The organism is Dehalogenimonas sp. W (assembly GCF_037094495.1).
Taxonomy (GTDB): Bacteria; Chloroflexota; Dehalococcoidia; order Dehalococcoidales; family Dehalococcoidaceae; genus Dehalogenimonas; species Dehalogenimonas loeffleri.
In genome coordinates, this window is record NZ_CP146612.1 from 1312635 (window position 1) to 1331800 (window position 19166).

Here is a 19166-nt window from a genome sequence, read left to right on the forward strand (position 1 = left end):
TGATTTGGATTTCCGGTTTGGAGAAAGCGCTAATTTATTGCCGCTCCGTTGCCCGGGTCAGTTGCTCTACATTGCTTTTGGTGAAAAAGCCGTCAAAATCACCGAAGCGGTGGATGTACTCGGTCACCAGCAGCGTATCGGGTGAAGGCTCGGTAAAAGTTTGCTTCAGTCCTTCCTGCTCCGAACCCGCCAGGTCCAGCAGGAACTTTTGCCCGTTTTCTTTCAGCAAGCGGAAAACCCGGTCAATGTCATCGGTTTTGAAAGCCATATGGTGCGGTCGGGCGCCGTAGTTGCGGATGAATTGCTCGGTCGGGCCGGGGTCATCGGCTCGCTGGTCACCGGGGATGCCGGAGGTAAAGACCAGGGCGAAGTCAGTCGGGCTCAACCGGGTGACGCTGGTGATGGAATTCAGGCTTCTGACATAAATTGCAAAATCAAACCGGTATTCGGTGAGGTTCATGAATTCGATGATGGCCTCTGTCCGGTCAGCCGCCGTGATTCTAAGCGCGACATGATCCAGATGTTTAACGGCGGACAGGTATTCCCGGTCCGGCTTTTTCGGCAATTGGAGCCTGCTGACACTGTTTACCGGCCGGTAGCGCCCGCGCCCGCCGAGCCACTGGACAAAGCCGAGGGAGATGCCGGTGAAAGCCGACGGTCTGGTCTGGATGAACAGCCGGTTGCCGTGGTGGATAATGTCCGGGGTCATGAATTCAATGCCGCGGGCTTTTTGCAGGGCGGTGTATTTTTTAAGGTCAGCGGTGCGGAACACCAGCGTTTCCAGGCGGGTATCAGGCAGGGCCTGGGCTTTCGGCGCCAGATTGAACGGGCGGAAAGGATTGGCACCGGTTTTACGGCAGGTAACCAAAAAATCTGCGGAATCCGGAGTTTTCAGCACCCGGGTCATGACGGATTCATCCTCAAAAGCCTCGGTGATGGACAGGCCGGTGGTGTTGAGCAGGCCGCTGACCGCCGGTCCCAGCCGGTCGGGTTCGGTATTGATGATGACGTGGTCCAGTCCGCCGACCAGTCCTGACAAGCCGGTGCGGGCATGCTCTGCCTTAATGAGCATGGTGGCTTCAATCAGTTTCTGGTCTTCTTTTTCTGTCTGGCGGTTGTCATACGGCAAGGCGGCTGCCTCCGCTATTAATTCATTTTATGATAACATCAAAGCAGTTGTTTGTAATCAATTATTTGAAGGATGATTGCATGACGCCAAAATCAGTCAGAACGTTAGGGGGGTCCGGTATATCGGTTACGTCTGTCGGCCTGGGCAGCTGGCAGTTTTCCGGTAAAGTCATCGGCTCCGCTTATTGGAAGCAGTTGAATTCGGTAGACATAAACGATATTGTCGCCGCGGCGCTTGAAGGCGGCATCAACTGGTTTGATACGGCGGAGTTATATGGTTTCGGCCGTTCGGAGAAGGCGCTGGCCCGGGCGCTGGCGGCGGCTGGCAAAACGCCGGATCAGGTGATGATCGCTACCAAGTGGTTTCCGGCTTTTCGTCCGGCGGTCTCCATCAAGCGGACGATTGACCGGCGGCTGGCTAATGTGGCGCCTTTTGAAGTCGGTTTGCATCAGGTGCATTTCGCCAATTCCCTGTCTTCGGTAGAGAAACAGATGGATGTCATGGCTGACCTGGTGGAGCAGGGGAAAATCAAGGCGGTCGGGATCAGCAATTATTCGGCGACATTGATTCGGCGGGCTCACCGCCGGTTGCGGCAGCGGGGAGTGCCGCTGGCTGCGGTGCAGACCCGGTATAACCTGCTTGACCGGACGATAGACCAAAACGGGGTTCTGGATACAGCCAAAGAACTGGGGATTACGGTGATTGCTTATTCCCCGTTGCAACTGGGGTTGCTCAGCGGCAAATATCACCGGCGGCCGGAAACGGTGGCGGCCTTGCCGTATATGCGGCGCCGAGTCATCCGCCCGCTGGTGGAGCGTTCCCGGCGGCTGTTGCATGAACTGGAAGAGATAGCGGCGGGACACAACGTCACCCCGGCTCAGGCGGCGCTGAACTGGCTGATTAACGCTCACGGGGAGACCGTGGTGGCTATCCCCGGCGCCACTTCGGCGGATCAGGCAACCCGGAACGCCGAAGCCATGAAATTTCAATTGTCCGCCGCTGAGATGGCACATCTGGACCGGGTTTCGCGGGCTGCCGCTGTTATTGCGGAATAGGGGCCGGCTCAACGGGAAATCAGGTCGTCGTCCTGAGTCGCCCTCCGCAGCGGTAATATTTATTTTTGTCTGGTACCGGAAAAGGCCCGGAATGGGACATTTGACTATTGCATTATCTCGCAGAATATGCTATTATATGTTCTGATTTTAGGCACCAGGTGAAAGTAGTACCCGAGCTGAATTGTTTCTTATACTGACGAATCCCCGCCACCCCCGATTCAATCGTAAAAATGGATTCGCTTCCTTCGTTTATCGGACAGAATACGACCCGGCTTACCAATAACACCTTGAGGGTAAGGCAGACTGCCAACTGATCACTGACCACTGATCACTGTAAACTGATAACTGCCAACTGCAAACTGATTACTGACTACTGACTACTGACTACTGACTACTATCAACTGACTGCAGTATATTTTTCATATCCTGCGCATTCCGGGGCGCGTAAGCCTGCCAGTGATTATTAAAAAAGGCGTACACGGTATGACCCTGAGCGGCGGTTCTAACCTGTTCCGTCAGCAGTTCAATCTCCGGTTCTGAATAGAGATAACGGTATCGGGTTTCATTGTTGCCGGTCCACCAGTCGGCGGCGTTGCGGCCGTGAAACCGGAAATATGCCAGGCCGGAGGTCAGCGGCAGGTTGCGGGCGATGGAAGAGCTGAACTGCGGTTCATCAATGTTGACCCAGGCGGCACCGGCTTCTGACAGCATCCCCGCCATAGCCGCATCATCACTCCAGCTGCGATGCCGCAGCTCTATTGCCAGCGGATAGTCGCTGAAGGTGTGCAGTACCGCCTGCAGTAGTTGTTGCCCCTGAGGAGTGTTTTCAAAGCCGGCCGGGAACTGTGCCAGCACCGCGCCCAGTTTGCCGGCCTGGTGCAGCGGCCGGATGCCGCGGGTGAACTGTTCCACATCATCCCGGCAGATGACGGCTGTCTCGCCGGTGGCCTTTTCAAACATCCCGGGATGGGTGAATTTCTGCCACAGCTTGGCGGTGAACTTGAAATCATCCGGAGTTTTACGCACCCAGCTTTCGGCATACGCCGGGTTGACCGGGGCGTAGAAGGAACTGTTAATCTCCACGCAGTTAAAGGCCTGAGCATAAAAACCCAGTTCGTTACGGGTGCCCGGCGGGTAAAAATATCCGTTCCAGGTGCCCTCGCCGCGCGGGTAGCTCCAGCCGGAAGTGCCGATGTAAATATCGCCGGTCATCACCCTGATATTATAATCCCTTCTTGAGTTAAGGGTGCAGCTAAAAATATGCCGCAAAACCTATTGACAATACCCCGGCGTAAGTATAACATATGTAATATATAACAAATGTTATAAGAGGTGCGGTATGGAAGCACTTTCAGACAAACAACAAAAAGTTTTGGACTATCTCGGGCGGTTTATTGACCGCCACGGCTACGCCCCCTCCATGCGGGACATCGCCGGCGGCTGCGGTCTTAAAGCAGCGCCGGTGGCTCAGTATTACCTGGATGTTCTGGAAAAGAAAGGTTATATCAGCCGGATGAAGGGGGTTTCCCGCAGTATCACTTTTCCGCTTAAGGCAGCCGGTTCTTTGAAGCTGGTGCCGCTGCTGGGTACTATCGCTGCCGGTACGCCCATCGCTCTGCCGGAAAATGATACCTGGAGTCTGTCGCCTGAAGAAATGCTGGAGGTCTCTGATGACATCCTGCGCGGGCGCACCAATGTGTTTGCGCTGAAAGTCCGGGGCACTTCCATGATTGATGCCCTGGTGGATGACGGTGATACGGTGCTGCTGACTCAGGCCAATACCGCCGAGGACGGGGCCATGGTGGCGGTGTGGCTGCAGGACCGCAATGAGGTAACCCTGAAAAAGATTTACCGTGAAGCCGGTCGGATTCGCCTCCAGCCGGCCAACCGCTATATGGATCCCATTTTCTGTGACCCCGGCAACGTTGAAATTCAGGGCCGGGTCATCGGCATCATCCGCAAGCTGGACTAAGCAGTCTTTTTGAAGAGCAGACCATGAAATTGTGTTGCCTCCTTTTGCCTAATTTTCCGTTCCGTTGTGAAACGCTGCGGCAGCCGGAGCTTGCCGGCCGTCCGGCGGTGGTTACCTATTCCGTCGGTTCGCAGAAATTAGTGCTGGACCACTCACCGGGCCTTAAAGGCGTGGAGCGGGCGATGCCGCTACAGCAGGCGCTGTCCCGACAGCGTGAACTGGCTATCGTTCAGGCCGATATGGCCCATTACCGGGGCATATTTGACATCGTTCTTGATCGTCTGGAGCAGGTCAGTCCGCTGGTGGAAGGTAGTGTCCTGGGCGATATTTATATCGGCTGCGGTGGGATGGAGCGGCTTTACCCGGATGACCGGGCGCTGGTGCAGGTGGCCCGGCAGACTGTTCCGGCTGATTTTGAAGTTCGTTGCGGTATCGCCGACGGCAAGTTCCTGTCCCGGCTCATGGCCCTGAACAACAGTTCCGACGGCTTTGAGAAGGCTGCCGGAGATATTGCCGGATTATTAAAAGACATGAGCTGTGATTTATTGCCGGTGTCGCTTAAAAGCAAAAGCCGGCTGCATGATTTTGGTCTGCATACCCTGGGACAGCTGACCGCGCTGTCGCGGCCGCAGCTGGAGGCTCAGTTCGGGCCGGAAGGCGGGCTCATCTGGAAACTGGCCCGCGGCCGGGATAATACGCCGCTTTATCCCCGGCTGTCCGAGGAGACTATTGAAGAAAGCACCAGCCTGCCGTCACCGGTGACTTCGCTGGAAGTCCTGTTGCTGGCCGTGGAATCATTGTTAATCCGAGCCTTTGGCCGGTTCGGGACGCGGGGCTGCGGCGTGCGCTGTATTGAATTGTGGAGCCGCACCAGCGCTGCGGAGTACTGGCAGAAGACAGTGCATTTCAAGGAACCGGCAATGACGGTCGCCGCGGCTCTCCGCCGCGTTAAACAGGTGATAGAGAATTGTCCCCAGCCCGGACCGGTGGAGGAACTGGGCATGAAGGTTGTCCGGCTGGGGCGGCCCGGCGGACAGCAGAGCAGTATCTTCACCGAAGTCAGGTCGTCCGATAAACTGGAAAGCGATATTCAGCAACTGGAACTCAAGATGGGCGCGCCGCAACTGTTTAAGGTAAAGGAGGTGGAGCCGTGGTCCCGGATACCGGAAAGACGCTACACGCTGACACCCTTAAGCCGGTAAACCTGCCGGAGCCGGTTATGGTGCGCGAAGACGCCTCACAGCCGGCGGCCGTAAACCTGAACCGGCGCTGGTTGCCGGTGGAGCGGGTGGCGGAAAGCTGGCGGGTGGATGATGAATGGTGGCGTCCCCGGCCGCTGGCCCGGCTTTATTACGCCGTTATCCTCTCCAGCGGACGGCGGCTGACGGTCTTCAAAGACCTGACGGACGGCCGCTGGTATCACCAGAGCTACTAAAAAAAGAAGCTGAAAGCTGGCGGCTGAAATGGCTTACGCTGAACTACACTGTCACAGTTACTATTCCTTCCATGACGGCGCTTCCTCGCTGGAAGAACTGATTGTCCGTTCCAGAGAACTGGGTTATACCGCGCTGGCCGTTACCGACCACGACAACCTGTGCGGGGCCATGCGCTTCTCCCATCTTACGCAGTCAATGGGTCTGCCGGGCATCATCGGTGCCGAGGTGACGCTGGAAGGCGGGTTTCATCTTACTTTGCTGGCGGAAAATCAGGAGGGCTACCGCAATTTAAGCCGCCTGATTACCATCGGGCATGAGACCGGGGAGCGCCATCTGCCCCGGATACCGGAAGCGCGGCTGGCCGATCACGCCGCCGGTCTTATCGTGTTGTCCGGCTGCCCTCAGGGCCGGTTGTCTTTACTGGCGGCGGAAGGGCGTCTTGATGAGGCCCGTATGCTTATCCGCCGGTATCTTGAGTGGTTCGGCAGCGGCAACTATTTTATTGAACTGCAGCATAATCTGGTCTATGGTGACGATGAACGTAACCGCCGGCTGGTCCGGCTGGCCGGCGAAACAGGCGTGCCGGTGGTCGCTGCCGGTAATGCGCATTATCATGTCCGGGAGCGGCACCGGCTGCAGGATTGTCTGGTGGCCGTCAAGGCCTGTAAAAGTCTGGAAGCCAGCCATTTAGAGCGGCGGCCAAACTCGGAATTTTACCTGCGTGCGGTGCCGGAAATAGAGGCCCTTTTCCGCGGCTGCCCGGAGGCCGTGGCTAATACGGTCGGCATCGCCGCTCGCTGTACCTTTAATCTGGCGGCTCAGGTCGGCTATGCCTTGCCGGATTACCCGGCGCCTGAAGGTTATACGCCGGAAAGTTATCTGGAGCAGCTGTGTCTGGAGGCCGCCGTCAGGCGTTACGGCAGCGTTACCCCGGCCGTCAGGTTGCGGCTGGATGAAGAGTTCCGGCTGGTGCGTAAGCACAATCTGGCTGGCTTTCTGTTGCTGTACCATGACGTTATCAAACTGGGGCGGGAGGTCATGATAGATCAGGGGCTGACCACCCCGGAGGTGCCTCTGGAAGAAAATCCGCCGGGCCGGGGTCGCGGCTCATCGGTATCGCTGCTGATCGGTTACCTCATCGGCCTGTCGCATATAGATCCGTTGCAGTACAAGCTGTCGCTGGAGCGGTTTTTGCCGGAAGACGCCCTGGGTTGCGTGCCGGATATTGATCTGGATTTTCCCCGGCGGATTCGTGAGGAACTTATACTGCGTACCCACCGGAAATGGGGCTGGCGCTACGCTGCCCTGACCGGTACCATCGCCACCTATCAGATAAAGGGGGCGGTGCGGGGTCTGGGCAAGGCGCTTAGTTTGCCCCCGGAAGAAGTGGACCAACTGGCGAAATATGTTGAATGGGGCAGTGCCAAAAAACTGGAGAAGCGGATGCAGCAGGAACCACGCTTTCGTGCCAGGGTTACGGCACCCGTCTGGCGGGACCTGATAACGCTGGCTGCGGAGCTTGACGGTTTCCCCAAGTATCTGGGACAGCACCCCGGCGGCATGATTATTTCCTCGGTGCCGCTGACTGATATCGTACCGGTGCAGCGGGGTGCCATGGCCGGACGCTATGTCTGCCAGTGGGATAAGGACAGCATTGACGATGCCGGCTGTGTCAAGATTGATTTTCTGGCTCTGGGGGCCTTGTCCCAGATGCAGGATGCCGTGGAGTTGGTCAGGCAACGCACCGGCCGGTTCATAGATATGTCCCGGATAGATTTTGATGACCCGGCGGTTTATGACATGCTCGGCCGCGGCGATACCATCGGTATCTTTCAGGTGGAGTCGGCCGCCCAGATGCAGACCATTACCCGGCTGAAGCCCCGCAATCTGCTGGACATGGCCCACGAAGTGGCGGCCGTGCGTCCTGGTGTCGGCGCCAACGGCGGTGTCCAGGAATACCTGGCCCGGCGGCTGGGCCGGAGGCCGGTGGCCTTTGACCATCCGCTGGAAAAGCGGGCCTTGGAGCGTACTTTGGGCGTGGTGTTGTTTCAGGATCAGGTCAACCAACTGGCTATTGACGTTGCCGGGCTGTCGCCGAGCCTGGCTGATCAGCTCCGGCGCGCTTTCAGCCGTCGCCATAATGAGGCGATGCTGGAACACTTTCACGGTCTGTTTATGGCCGGTGCCGCCGGTCGCGGCGTGCCTGAGGACGCCGCCGAAATCATCTGGCGCAAGTTTAACGGCCAGTACATGTTCCCGGAGTCGCATGCCTTTGCCTTTGGTGTAACCGCCTATCAGGCGTCATGGCTTAAACTGTATTACCCGCTGGAGTTTTTTACCGCTATTTTCAATCAGCAGCCGATGGGTTTTTACAATCTGGAAACGCTGAAAGAGGATGCCAAACGCCACGGCATTACCGTGCTGGGGCCGGATATTAACCGCAGTTTAAGTGAATGTACCGTTGAGAACAGTGCGTTGCGTCTGGGTTTGCGACAGGTGACCGGATTGGGCGAGGCCGCGGCGACGGCAATTGTCGGCAGCCGGAATAAGGCCGGGGATTACAAGAGTATCGGGGATTTTCTGGAACGCAGCGGTGTTTTGGAAGATGTGGCGCTGTCCCTGACCGGTGCCGGAGCCTTTGACGGCCTGGAGGCTAACCGCCGGCAGGTGAAATGGGAAATCGGCCTGCGGTACCGCCCGGTTAACTCTCAGTTATTCTTGCCGCTGCCGGTAGCCCAGGATATGGCGGCCCTGGCCGCGCCCGGGGTATGGGAACGTATGGAGGAGGAATACTGCACGCTGGGACTGTACCCGGCCGGTCACATCATGGCCGGTATGAGGCCGCGGTTGTCACCCGGTATCAGCTCCAGCCGCGACATCGCCGCCATGCGTGACGGTACCGAGCTTACTACCGCCGGCATGGTCATCCGCCGGCAGCGGCCGCATCGCAAGGTGGTGTTTATTACCCTGGAAGATGAATTCGGGCATATTCCGTTGATGATTTTCCCCGGGATATATGAGCGTAATGAACATCGGTTTAAATCCCCCTTTATCGTGGTCAGGGGGCGGTTGTCACGGCGTGACGGGACTCATAATCTGGTGGTGGAACAGGTAAAGACATTTACCGCGCTGGCAAAGGCGCCGGCGTCAAAGGATTGGGGCTAAACTTGTACCGTTAAAGGAAAATAGGGTAAGCTGAAAAAGCAAAAGTACTAATACCAGTGGTGCTATTGGAGGTGACACATGGTGAAATATCTCGGACGTTTGATGCTGGTTTTATGGTTCGCCGTGATGTCTGTCGGAATTGCCCCGGTGAGTCCGATCGCCGCCGCTGACGGCGAAACGATCACCGGCTATGAAAACGTCACCATCTGGGTTTATCCGGAGTACGATGACCCGCGCCTGCTGGTGATGATGGAAGGGGATATTACGGGCGCTGATGCCCCGGCTGAAGTCCGGTTCCTGGTGCCGGCGACCGCGCAGATGTATTCTGCCGGTTCCATTGATAGTCAGGGGGTTTATTCCGGAGGTCCGCCGAACCGGGAGGCCTCAGAGATTTCCGGATGGGATGAAATCAGTTACGAGCTAACCTCCCAATCCTTCCGTGTTGAATACTATGCGCCGTTAATCAACGGCCAGGTGGATAAGTCCATAGCCCTGGATTATCAGTTTCTTTATCCCGTGGTTAATCTGGAAGTTATCATCCAGGAGCCGCGGACATCATCGGGGTTTAAAGCGGTCCCCGCGGGAACCAGTTTTATTGATGCTGAGGGGTTCAAATCTCATTCATATACCTATGATGCGGTTATTGCCGGGCAGTCGTTAGTATATGACATAACCTATACCAAAGCCGACAGTCGCCCTTCTCTGGAGATTAATGAAAACGGGACTTCGGGTGCATTGACCGCAGTTATTGTCATTCTCGCCTTAACAGCCGCCGTAGCCGGGTTCTTCTTGTGGCTGAGATCCGCCGGTAAAAAGCCGGCGAACCGCGCCGCTAAACGGCGTGCCGGCAGACAACAACCCAAAGGCAAAACGTTGCCTGCCCGGGGCACGTCCAATGCACGTTTTTGCTCCTACTGTGGTAAACCCTTGAAAGGATCGGGCGCCTTTTGCGCCTTTTGCGGTGAAGCCACCGGGCATGGCTCTGAAGACTAAATAGTAAGAGTATCAAAACCCGTAGTAATGGAAAATCCCGTGGAAGGAAGGCTTGGTTTTGCCCTTCGTAGGAAATTGCTTTTTACGACGTGGTTCTTTTGTCGGGTTGGGTTTGTCGGGAATGGGAAGTGTTGACAAGCTGAAAATGCCTCATGTACTATATCCAAAGAACTAGTGCTAAAGCTCAATGATTATCATTGACATCCAGGGAATCAGGCTTCTGCATCAATCAAGTGATAAGGCGGATTAACGGATGGCAACATTTACGGGCAGAAAATGGATTTTATTCGGCATTATCACGCTCATGATGTCGCTGCTTTTCATTCTCTCAGCCTGTTCTCAAACCCCCGACGAAGAAACCAGCGGTACCGTTGAAGATTCTCATACCACAGTTGAATATGCCGGTTCCGATGCTTGCTTTGACTGTCATCCCGCAATCCACAATGATTTTGTGACCTCCGGTAATCCCTGGAAGTTAAAAACCTCTGAGGTTGCCCGCAATAATCCCATTCCGATACCTGCCGGATATGCTTGGGAACTGATCAGCTATGTCATCGGCGGTAATACATGGAAGACATTGTATGTGGACAATAACGGCTACCTGATTACCTCTGCCGGCGGTAAACCCGGCAACAATCAGTATAATCTGCTTACCGGCGTCTGGTCGGATTATGCCCCGGACGAACAGATTCCATTTACTTGCGGTGAATGTCATACCACCGGTTATTCTCCGGAAGGTAATCAGGGCGGTTTGCCCGGCATCGTCGGCACCTGGGAACTGGAGGGTGTTCAGTGTGAAGCCTGCCACGGGCCGGCCCGGGATCATGTTGAAGGACAGGGTGAAAAAAAGGAGACGGTGGTTATTGATTCTTCTGCCGCATTGTGTGGCCGCTGTCATACCAGCGGTGATGACCTGAGTGTCATCCCGGCTAACAATGGGTTCATATTAAAGAACGGGCAATATAATGAACATCAGGCGTCCCCTCACCAGTATACGGATTGTGTAAAATGCCATGACCCGCATAAAAAGGGTGAGTTCTCCGTCAAGATAGATTGTGGTGATTGTCACTTGAAGGTGCGTGACGACTATACCGGCAGTACCATGGATATTGTAGGCGTAGACTGTGAAGATTGTCACATGCCTAAGGCAACGCTCTCCGGCCAGAGCCTTGGTCTTTATCAGGGTGATGTCAGAACGCACTTGTTCCGGATCAACACCGACCCGGATGCTCCGATGTTCAGTGAGGACGGGAGTCAGGCTAACGGGTATGTAACCCTGGATTTTGCCTGCCTGTCATGCCATTTGCAACGAGACATTGAATGGGCGGCGGCTAATGCTCCAGGGATTCACTCGGCGGGTAAGTGATTGATATGAAGAACAGTGGTGTTATTAGAAAAAGGATAAAAAGGATTCTGCTGGCATTACTGGCGTTCATGGTGGTGATGGGGCCGGTAACGGCCTGGATATTACCCAACATCCACAACATCATCACGATAAATGATTTTGATTATACCCTTGATTCTGGTATTGTTTCACTGGCGCCTCCTGGTCTGGTGCCGCAGCCTCCGGCAATATTACAGGCGACCGGACCTTCCGATTATGTGAAAACTCCCCACTCTTTGGAAGGCCGTGTGGGGTTTTGTTTTGATTGTCACTCCCTAAGCGGTAAAATACCTTCGCCGGCCAGTCATCTTGGCCGGCCTCAGGACGATTGTACAGTCTGTCACAGTCCGGTATGGGTGATCGCTGAAACCGGTTGAAAGGTGGGTGCAGATGGGTAAGAAGAAGTTTGTTATCGGCGGTTTGATTCTGTTTCTCGCGATCGGTTCGCTTGGCTGGGTGGGGTTTATGAATTCAGCCACTTATTATTACGAAGTCAATGATTTTCTGGAGCGACAGGAACTTCTTGGCGATCAGAGTGTCCGGGTTAATGGGACAGTCGTTTCCGGCTCGGTGGAGACCGCGAACGGGGGATTGGGCATCACTTTCACAATTAGGGATGTGACATTAAGTTCCGCGACTATTCCGGTCGTCTATCACGGGGCAGTACCGGACACCTTTCAACCGGATACTGACGTAGTTGTTGAAGGGAAATTTTCTGCGGATGGCGTTTTTGAAGCGACAGCTATTATGACTAAGTGCGCTTCAAAATATGAACCTGAGCTTGCAGAATGAAATGGACAATTGAATAATGGCTGATATCGGTTACATCGCGCTTTTCCTTGCGCTGGCCGTCTCTGTTTATTCTGTAATAGCTTTCATCGTTGGTGGCATCAAGAATGGTAATTCAGCTTGGTTCGGAAGCGCGCGAAACAGCCTTCTGGCAGCTACTGGTCTGATTACCATTGCCGTCGGCGTTTTGTGGACGGCAATACTGACCCATCAGTTTAATATTGAATATGTTGCCCAGTATACCTCCACCGATATGCCCCTTGTATATCTTATAAGTACTTTGTGGGCGGGTAACGATGGTTCTTTGTTGTTCTGGGCCTGGTTGTTGTCAATATTTGCCGCCATCGTAGTTCTTACACGACACCGCACCGGTCAGGACCTGGTTCCGATTGCCTCAGCCGTGATGATGTTTAGCCTGGTGTTTTTCTTGGTGTTGTTGGTGGTTGTTGCCAATCCGTTTGATACATTGAGCTTTACCCCCCTTGAAGGTAACGGGCTGAATCCGTTGCTGGAGAACATCGGGATGGTGGTACACCCGCCGACCCTGCTTTTTGGATATGTCGGTTTTACCGTACCTTTTGCATTTGCTATTGCCGCCCTGGTCAAAGGACGGGCCAGCGACGAATGGCTGGTCCTAAGTCGCCGCTGGGCACTGATTACCTGGCTTATCCTCGGTCTCGGCCTGGTTATCGGCATGTGGTGGGCTTACGTTGAATTAGGCTGGGGCGGTTATTGGGCGTGGGATCCGGTTGAAAACGCGGGCCTGATGCCTTGGTTGCTGGCCACTGCTTTTTTGCATTCCATCAAGATGCAGCGCCGGCGGGGCATGTTCAAAGTCTGGAATATGCTCCTGATTATAGGTACGTTCGGGCTCAGTATATTTGGAACTTTCCTTACGCGCAGTGGGCTGCTTTCGTCGGTTCATACCTTTGGTGAAACCGGGCTTGAGCCTTATTTTCTTACCTTTTTAGGTGTTACCATTTTAGGTGCGTTGGGATTGCTGGCATACAGAAGCCGGATGCTCAGAAGCGAAACCGAGATGGAATCGTTTGTGTCCAGAGAAAGCACCTTTTTACTGAATAATCTTCTGTTTGTCGGTGCCACCATCGCTGTTTTTGTCGGTACTATGTTTCCGGCTATCTCCGAACTGTTCGGCGGTTCCGAGGTTACTTTAGGAGCCAATTTCTTTAATCAGGTAAACGGGCCGATATTCCTGGCTATTGTTGCATTGGCTGGTATTTGCACACTGATTGGCTGGCGGAAAGCGTCTAATAGTAATCTGATTCGCAATTTTTTACGGCCGCTGATTGCTGCTTTGGTGCTGGCGGTTGTGTTGTTTGCCTTAGGGGTCCGCGAATTGACGGCGTTGGCAGCTTACCCGCTTTTGCTTTTTGTCCTGATGACCATTTTAACGGAGTGGTTGCGGGGGGCCAATTCCCGCCGTAAGGTCAGGAACGAGAATTTTATTATCGCTTTCCTGCGGTTGATCTGGTCAAACAAGCCCCGCTATGGCGGTTACATCATTCATCTGGGTATTCTGGTAATGACCATGGGCATCATCGGCTCATCGGTGTTTGATGCCAAAACCACTGCCGTGTTGAATGAAGGTGAGACCGTTGAGATCAACCAATATGCCCTGACATTTGATAAGCTGGATTTTTATACTACCCCCAGCAGAGATGTGATTACTGCCGGACTGGCGGTAACTGCTGATGGCAAAGATGCCGGGCATATTATTGCAGAGAAGATATACCACTATAGTTTTGCGCAACCAGTGACGGAAGTCGGCATCATCGGTTCCCCCATAGAAGACTTGTACGTCATATTTATAGACTGGGATGAAACCGGAGCTGCCGCTTTTGAGATTAGAGTAATTCCGCTGGTGTTGTGGGTATGGATAGGGGGCATGATTATTGCCCTGGGCGGAGTGGTCGCCTTCTGGCCGGAACGCCGTGCGGTAACTGCCTGACTAGTATCTGAAGCCGATAGGGGATATTAATGATTATTGCGCTGGCAATATTAATGGCTTTGGCGGTTTTTGTCGCCGTGGTTTATCCATTTTTCAGAGTAAGTGGTGTTAAGGAAAAGCTAGTGCGGACCGGCAGTGTGAAAGAGGTTCATTATCAGCGTGACCATACCTATGTTTTGCTTAAAGAATTAGAAACTGACTATCAATCGGGTACTCTTAGTCGCGAAGACTATGAGGAATTGGAGTCTAAATATCGGAACCGGGCAGTGTCCATATTAAAGGACCTTGATAATATTCAGTCCGAGTCTAACGAAGGATTGCGTAGCCTTGAAGCAGATATAGAGCAACAAATCGGCCGACTCAGAAAGGCCAAAGGGCGATTTTGCGCCTATTGCGGAGCGCAGCAGGACTTGGATACTCTGTTTTGTCCGGATTGCGGCAAGCGTTTGAAGACTAAGGGGTAGGATCTATTGAAAAAAGCGGTTCTTGTTTTTTTTGTGGCGTTCGTTCTCTCGTTTAATCAAGTTGCTGCGGCTGAGGCAGACGGTGTCATAACCGGGCAGCTAATTAACGGCTCACTAAATGGTGAGCCGGCAGGGGCGCTGGGCCTGATTTTGGAAGCCTACGGCGCCGGTGCGGTTGAGCCGGTTGCTACCGCAGCGGTCGCCGGGTCTGACGGATCCTTTGAATTTACCGGTTTAAATACCGATTCTTCAATCACATATTATGTCGCCGCTGAATATCTGGGGGTAACGTATTACAGTGAACCCATTAATTTTCCGACAGATGTTGTTGTCGTTGAAGCTGAAGTGCCGGTTTATGAGACCACTGAACTTGATGATGCGGTCAGTATCGCTTTGTCGCATACCATAATTTCGCTAGAAGAGGATGGTCTCGGTTTTACCGAATTTTTTATTATTGAAAACAAGGGTGACCGTACTTATGTCGGATCAGGGCAGGTAATCGGCACCGCTGCCGTCACTTTGGTATTACCCCTGCCAAATGACGCTGAACATATTGAGATAGGTGCTGAAATCGCTGACACAGTTGTATTCACTAATGCCGGTTTGGTGTATTCCGGGCCGATCAAACCGGGGTACACACCTGCGACTTATTCATACCATATCCATACCAGCCAGTCACAATATCTATTTAGTCGCCAGGTAGACTACACACAGGACAGATATGAATTACTGGTACAAGGTACCGACAAAATTAATGCCCCGTTGTTAACTAGAAATGAGACCTTGGTAATTGAAAACGTGGCTTATCAATATTTCTCCGGCAGTGCCATTTCCGGTGGGGAAGTGCTGTCCATCCAACTTGACGGGTTAAAGACAAATCCTGCGCAGACTATTTTATGGGTCGGCGGTGTTCTTGTGCTTTTGGTTGCCGGGTTTGTACTCCTCATGCGCCGAGGTGGCCGGGGTCGTGTGGCGGTCAACGGAAATGAGCGTGAACAGTTGCTGATTCAAATTGCCCGGTTGGATGACGAATATGAGAGCGGGAACATTGAAGAGGGTGAATATCGGACAAAACGGGCTGAATTGAAGAACGCCGTATTGACCATGAGTCAGCGACCGGAAGACGAGGAATAAACGTGGTAGGGAAGGACGAGAAAGAACTGGCGGTTACGGTTAGTCAACTCGTCAAAACGTTCAACCATCGTCCTGCTCTTAAGGATGTGTCCTTAACAATCGGACGGGGGGAGAAGCTCGTTATCTTCGGCCCCAACGGGGCTGGTAAGACTACCTTGCTAAAAATTCTTGCGACCCTGATGAAGCCTGGTTCCGGCACCGTCCGTATTGAGGGGTATAGTCTTGACCAGGACGCCGAACAAATCCGGAGACGGATCGGAGTGGTCAGTCATCAGAGTTACCTTTACGGCGGCTTGACGGCCTTTGAAAATCTGGAATTTTATGCCAAATTACATGACATCCCAAATCCTGGCCGTAAGGTTAGGGAAGTGGTGGATCTGGTGGCAATGACCCCCAGAATTAACGATAGGGTTGTCACTTTTTCCCGGGGTATGCAGCAACGGGTTTCCATCGCTCGCTCCTTACTGCATGACCCGTCAATTTTGTTGTTGGATGAACCGGAAACCGGACTTGACCAGGCGGCTATCGCTACCGTCTGGAGTCTTCTACGGGAGCGCGGACGTACCATAATAATGACCACTCACAGTCTGGAAAGAGGATTGGAAATTGCAGACCGGGTGGTTATTCTGAACAAGGGAAGAGTTGTCCTGGAATCCTCGGTTTCATCTATGAGTCTGGCAAGTTGCCGCCAATCATACTTTGAACTGACCGGAGCCAGATCGTGAGTTCATCTTTTAAGAAAATAAAGGCAATCCTTTACAAGGATATGATCTCGGAACTGCGGACCCGTGAGGTGACCTTTTCCGTATTGGTATTTTCATTACTGGTTATCGTGATTTTTAATTTTGCGTTCGGAGTGGACAGGCCGACGATGGAAGCCGTGGCGCCGGGGGTGCTCTGGGTCGCATTTGCGTTTGCCGGAGTTCTTGCGTTAAATCGGACATTCATACCGGAAAAAGAAAATGGGTGTCTTGATGGTATTTTATCGTGTCCGGTTAGCCGCGAAGATATCTTTTTGGGAAAAATGTTGTCCAGTTTGGTCTTCATGCTGGTGGTTGAAGCGATTACTCTGCCGGTTTTTGCGGTTCTTTTTAACCTGCCGGTCCTCTCGTTACAGATTATTGTGGTCACTGTTCTGTCCACCATCGGCTTCGTTGCCGTCGGCACCTTGTTTTCAGCTTTAGCAGTCAATACACGGGCCAGGGAAATGGTATTGCCCATTCTGTTTTTGCCGGTGGCTGTCCCCGTGATTATCAGTGCGGTTAAAGCCTCAGAAATAGCGCTTGCCGGTGGCGGCTGGGGGGACATTTCTTCGTGGGTGTTGATCATAGTGGCTTTTGACGCCGTATTTGTGACCGTCCCATACCTGGTTTTTAATTATGTTGTGGAGGAGTAGCCGATGGATAAACCGATGAAAACAATATCCCCCCGATGGAGTTATTTTCTGCTGGGATTGAGCGCTGTTTCAATTATCGTCAGTTTGTTTATGGTTTTTGTCGTGGTGCCTACTGAAGCTACCATGGGCATCATTCAGCGTATTTTTTATTATCATGTACCGGTGGCCTGGGTGGCATTTCTGGCGTTTTTCGTGGTCTTTGTCGCCAGCATAATGTATCTGTGGAAACGGTCACGAATGTGGGATATTATCGCGCACGCAGCTGCCGAGATTGGCGTTATTTTTACTACGCTGGTCTTGATAACCGGTTCTATTTGGGCCAAGCCCATTTGGGGTGTTTGGTGGACCTGGGATGCGCGCCTGACGGCGTCCCTGGTATTATGGCTGATTTATATCTCCTACTTAATTGTCCGTTCATTTATCGCTGAAGAAGAGCGGGCGGCTCGCTTTGCCGCCGTAGTCGGTATTATAGGCTTTGTGGATGTTCCCATTGTGGCCCTGGCTATCGTCCTGTGGGGCACTCAGCATCCCAATCCGGTTATTTTTGAGGGCGGGTTGGCACCGACCATGCTGGCGACACTGCTGACAAGCCTGCTGGCTATTACGAGTGTATTCTTCCTGTTATTGCTGCAGCGCATATCGCTCAGACAAGATGAACTTAGAATCAACGAATTAAAACGTTATTTGGACTGACGAAAGGAAATCACCATGGAAAACATAGAATATTTATTTGCTGTATTCGCCATAATCTGGGTCGTGATTTTTGCCTACGTTATGATATTGATCCGAAGACAGCAACGCTTGAAACAAGAAATTTCGCGTTTGACCGAGATTCTCTCCGAACGTACTTAATTCATTTTTCCGCTGGTTGACGCTGTCATTGAGTGTCTATTGTTAACTTGGTAGTAACTATATATAAAGTATTAGTACTCAACTCACTAAAACCTTGACAGTACTAGTTCCCCGGGCTTATACTTCGGCGTGTCACTGCTGACTTGCAGTACCCTCATCTTGTTGCTTTTTTGCGCGCGCAAACGCGAGGCAAATAAAGAGAAAGGAGACCCGAAATGCCAAAAATGACTCGGGGAGGGGTGGTGGCCACATTACTTGGGGCGCTCATGTTATTTGGGTTGTCACTGGTGTTTGTGGGATGTACCGGGGAGCAGGGATTAGCAGGACCGGCAGGACCTGCGGGCCCGCAAGGACCTCCAGGTGAACCGGGCGAAGACCCAACGGTGGCTTGTATTGACTGCCATAACGAAACTGGTCTGATCACCTCAAAAAGACTGCAATACAGCTATTCCGTACACGGAACCAGCGCGCCGGAATCAGATACTCAGACTGTATATGATTATGCCGGAGCTCGCGACAACTGCACCGCCTGCCATTCAGGAACCGGTTTTATAACCTGGCAGGAACAAGGTGGTTCAACGAGTGCAGTCAAAGCAGCAGTCAATAACACCAGAATTGATTGCCGTGCTTGCCACGAAATCCACACGACCTATTCAGAGGATGACTTCAAGTTGCGCACAATTGATGCGGTGCCGATGCTGATTGACTCCACTAAGATCTATGACGCCGGCAGCAGCAACTTGTGTGCTAATTGTCACCAGTCTCGAACCCCGGCACCGGTGCCGGGTGGTGGAGTGGTTGCTATTCCTAATACCCACTATGGACCGCATCATGGGCCCCAGGCAACCATGCTGTTGAGCATCGGGGGGTACGGACTCGTTGATGACCCCAATCCTCATGCAACTCAGGTGGAAGGCGGCTGTGTAACCTGCCACATGGCCGATGACAAAGCCACCCAGGCCGGAGGCCACACCTTCAATGCTTCTCTGGCTGGGTGTCAGAGTTGCCATGAAGGATTGAATACCTTTGATCGTCATGGTGTTCAAACTGAGACCAAGGCTTTGTTAAACCAATTGGAATCTTTGCTTACGCAACAAGGCGTGATGCATGACGGCGAACCGGTTGCCGGTAAAACCTTCACTGAAGATCAGGTTGGAGCATACTTCAATTGGCTGTACATAACTGAAGACGGCAGCCTCGGCGTTCACAATTCCTACTATGTCCAGGAGCTATTGAAGAAGTCTATTTCTGATATAAGCTAATCGGGCGTCGCACATTCAGGGTTGGATTGGAGGGGGAGTAGCGTAGGGATGGCTCCCCTCCAATCTAAATATCCATCAGACAGACTCGGCGTCATATTTGTCAGTGAGAACTGTGGTAATAGCCGATACACCGGCAGATTTTTGGTAGAGAACTCTAATTACCGTT

General features: G+C 53.0%; 19 protein-coding genes. 17 read left to right on the forward strand and 2 right to left on the reverse strand.

Translation table 11 applies throughout. From position 1 onward, the window contains the following. Positions 1-34: 34 nt before the first annotated feature. On the reverse strand, positions 35-1129 hold the full coding sequence (locus tag V8247_RS06805) for a hypothetical protein (RefSeq protein ID WP_338737095.1): 1095 nt from the start codon (positions 1127-1129) through the stop codon (positions 35-37). Between the two features lie 80 nt (positions 1130-1209). Here V8247_RS06805 and V8247_RS06810 point away from each other — a divergent pair, with 80 nt between their 5' ends. Further along, entirely contained in the window at positions 1210-2184 is a 975-nt protein-coding gene (locus V8247_RS06810; protein ID WP_338737096.1) for an aldo/keto reductase, read from the forward strand. A gap of 384 nt (positions 2185-2568) precedes the next feature. Here V8247_RS06810 and V8247_RS06815 read toward each other — a convergent pair whose 3' ends face one another. Further along, complete coding sequence (locus V8247_RS06815; protein ID WP_338737097.1) at positions 2569-3396, reverse strand: DUF72 domain-containing protein; 828 nt, start codon at positions 3394-3396, stop codon at positions 2569-2571. Between the two features lie 127 nt (positions 3397-3523). On the opposite strand from V8247_RS06815, the gene lexA reads away from it, so the two are divergent. The 16 genes from lexA (at position 3524) to V8247_RS06890 (ending at position 19000) form a co-directional block, all read left to right on the forward strand. After that, positions 3524-4156 carry a transcriptional repressor LexA gene (gene lexA / locus V8247_RS06820; RefSeq protein WP_338737098.1) on the forward strand — a complete coding sequence of 211 codons (633 nt, stop codon included), beginning with the start codon at positions 3524-3526 and terminating at the stop codon, positions 4154-4156. A gap of 23 nt (positions 4157-4179) precedes the next feature. Continuing rightward, entirely contained in the window at positions 4180-5358 is a 1179-nt protein-coding gene (locus V8247_RS06825) for a hypothetical protein (protein ID WP_338737099.1), read from the forward strand. A 17-nt stretch (positions 5359-5375) separates the two neighbouring features. After that, complete coding sequence (locus V8247_RS06830; RefSeq protein ID WP_338737100.1) at positions 5376-5591, forward strand: hypothetical protein; 216 nt, start codon at positions 5376-5378, stop codon at positions 5589-5591. Positions 5592-5619: 28 nt separating this feature from the next. Next, positions 5620-8757 carry a DNA polymerase III subunit alpha gene (locus V8247_RS06835; protein WP_338737101.1) on the forward strand — a complete coding sequence of 1046 codons (3138 nt, stop codon included), beginning with the start codon at positions 5620-5622 and terminating at the stop codon, positions 8755-8757. 78 nt (positions 8758-8835) lie between these two features. Continuing rightward, the gene (locus V8247_RS06840) at positions 8836-9750 is read left to right on the forward strand and encodes a hypothetical protein (RefSeq protein WP_338737103.1); all 915 of its coding nucleotides are present in this window, start codon (positions 8836-8838) and stop codon (positions 9748-9750) included. A gap of 253 nt (positions 9751-10003) precedes the next feature. After that, positions 10004-11116, forward strand: coding sequence for a cytochrome c3 family protein (locus V8247_RS06845; RefSeq protein ID WP_338737104.1), 1113 nt, complete (start codon positions 10004-10006; stop codon positions 11114-11116). A 5-nt stretch (positions 11117-11121) separates the two neighbouring features. Continuing rightward, complete coding sequence (locus tag V8247_RS06850) at positions 11122-11511, forward strand: hypothetical protein (RefSeq protein ID WP_338737105.1); 390 nt, start codon at positions 11122-11124, stop codon at positions 11509-11511. Positions 11512-11524: 13 nt separating this feature from the next. Continuing rightward, a complete protein-coding gene (locus V8247_RS06855) occupies positions 11525-11926 on the forward strand; it encodes a cytochrome c maturation protein CcmE (RefSeq protein ID WP_338737106.1) in 402 nt (133 codons plus the stop codon). Positions 11927-11942: 16 nt separating this feature from the next. Further along, positions 11943-13892, forward strand: coding sequence for a heme lyase CcmF/NrfE family subunit (locus tag V8247_RS06860; protein WP_338737107.1), 1950 nt, complete (start codon positions 11943-11945; stop codon positions 13890-13892). 29 nt (positions 13893-13921) lie between these two features. After that, complete coding sequence (locus tag V8247_RS06865; RefSeq protein ID WP_338737108.1) at positions 13922-14356, forward strand: hypothetical protein; 435 nt, start codon at positions 13922-13924, stop codon at positions 14354-14356. Between the two features lie 6 nt (positions 14357-14362). After that, positions 14363-15490 (forward strand): hypothetical protein, encoded by a 1128-nt coding sequence (locus tag V8247_RS06870; RefSeq protein WP_338737109.1) that lies wholly within the window; start codon positions 14363-14365, stop codon positions 15488-15490. A gap of 2 nt (positions 15491-15492) precedes the next feature. Next, positions 15493-16215 carry an ABC transporter ATP-binding protein gene (locus V8247_RS06875; protein ID WP_338737110.1) on the forward strand — a complete coding sequence of 241 codons (723 nt, stop codon included), beginning with the start codon at positions 15493-15495 and terminating at the stop codon, positions 16213-16215. Then, complete coding sequence (locus tag V8247_RS06880; RefSeq protein WP_338737111.1) at positions 16212-16886, forward strand: heme exporter protein CcmB; 675 nt, start codon at positions 16212-16214, stop codon at positions 16884-16886. Before V8247_RS06875 ends, V8247_RS06880 begins: the two co-directional genes overlap by 4 nt. A 3-nt stretch (positions 16887-16889) precedes the next feature. Beyond that, positions 16890-17579: a cytochrome c biogenesis protein CcsA gene (locus tag V8247_RS06885; protein WP_338737112.1), complete on the forward strand. Its 690-nt coding sequence runs from the start codon at positions 16890-16892 to the stop codon at positions 17577-17579. A gap of 15 nt (positions 17580-17594) precedes the next feature. Then, positions 17595-17738 (forward strand): CcmD family protein, encoded by a 144-nt coding sequence (locus tag V8247_RS09145; RefSeq protein WP_375340860.1) that lies wholly within the window; start codon positions 17595-17597, stop codon positions 17736-17738. Positions 17739-17953: 215 nt separating this feature from the next. Continuing rightward, positions 17954-19000, forward strand: a complete 1047-nt coding sequence (locus V8247_RS06890; RefSeq protein WP_338737113.1) for a multiheme c-type cytochrome — start codon at positions 17954-17956, stop codon at positions 18998-19000. Positions 19001-19166 lie beyond the last annotated feature (166 nt).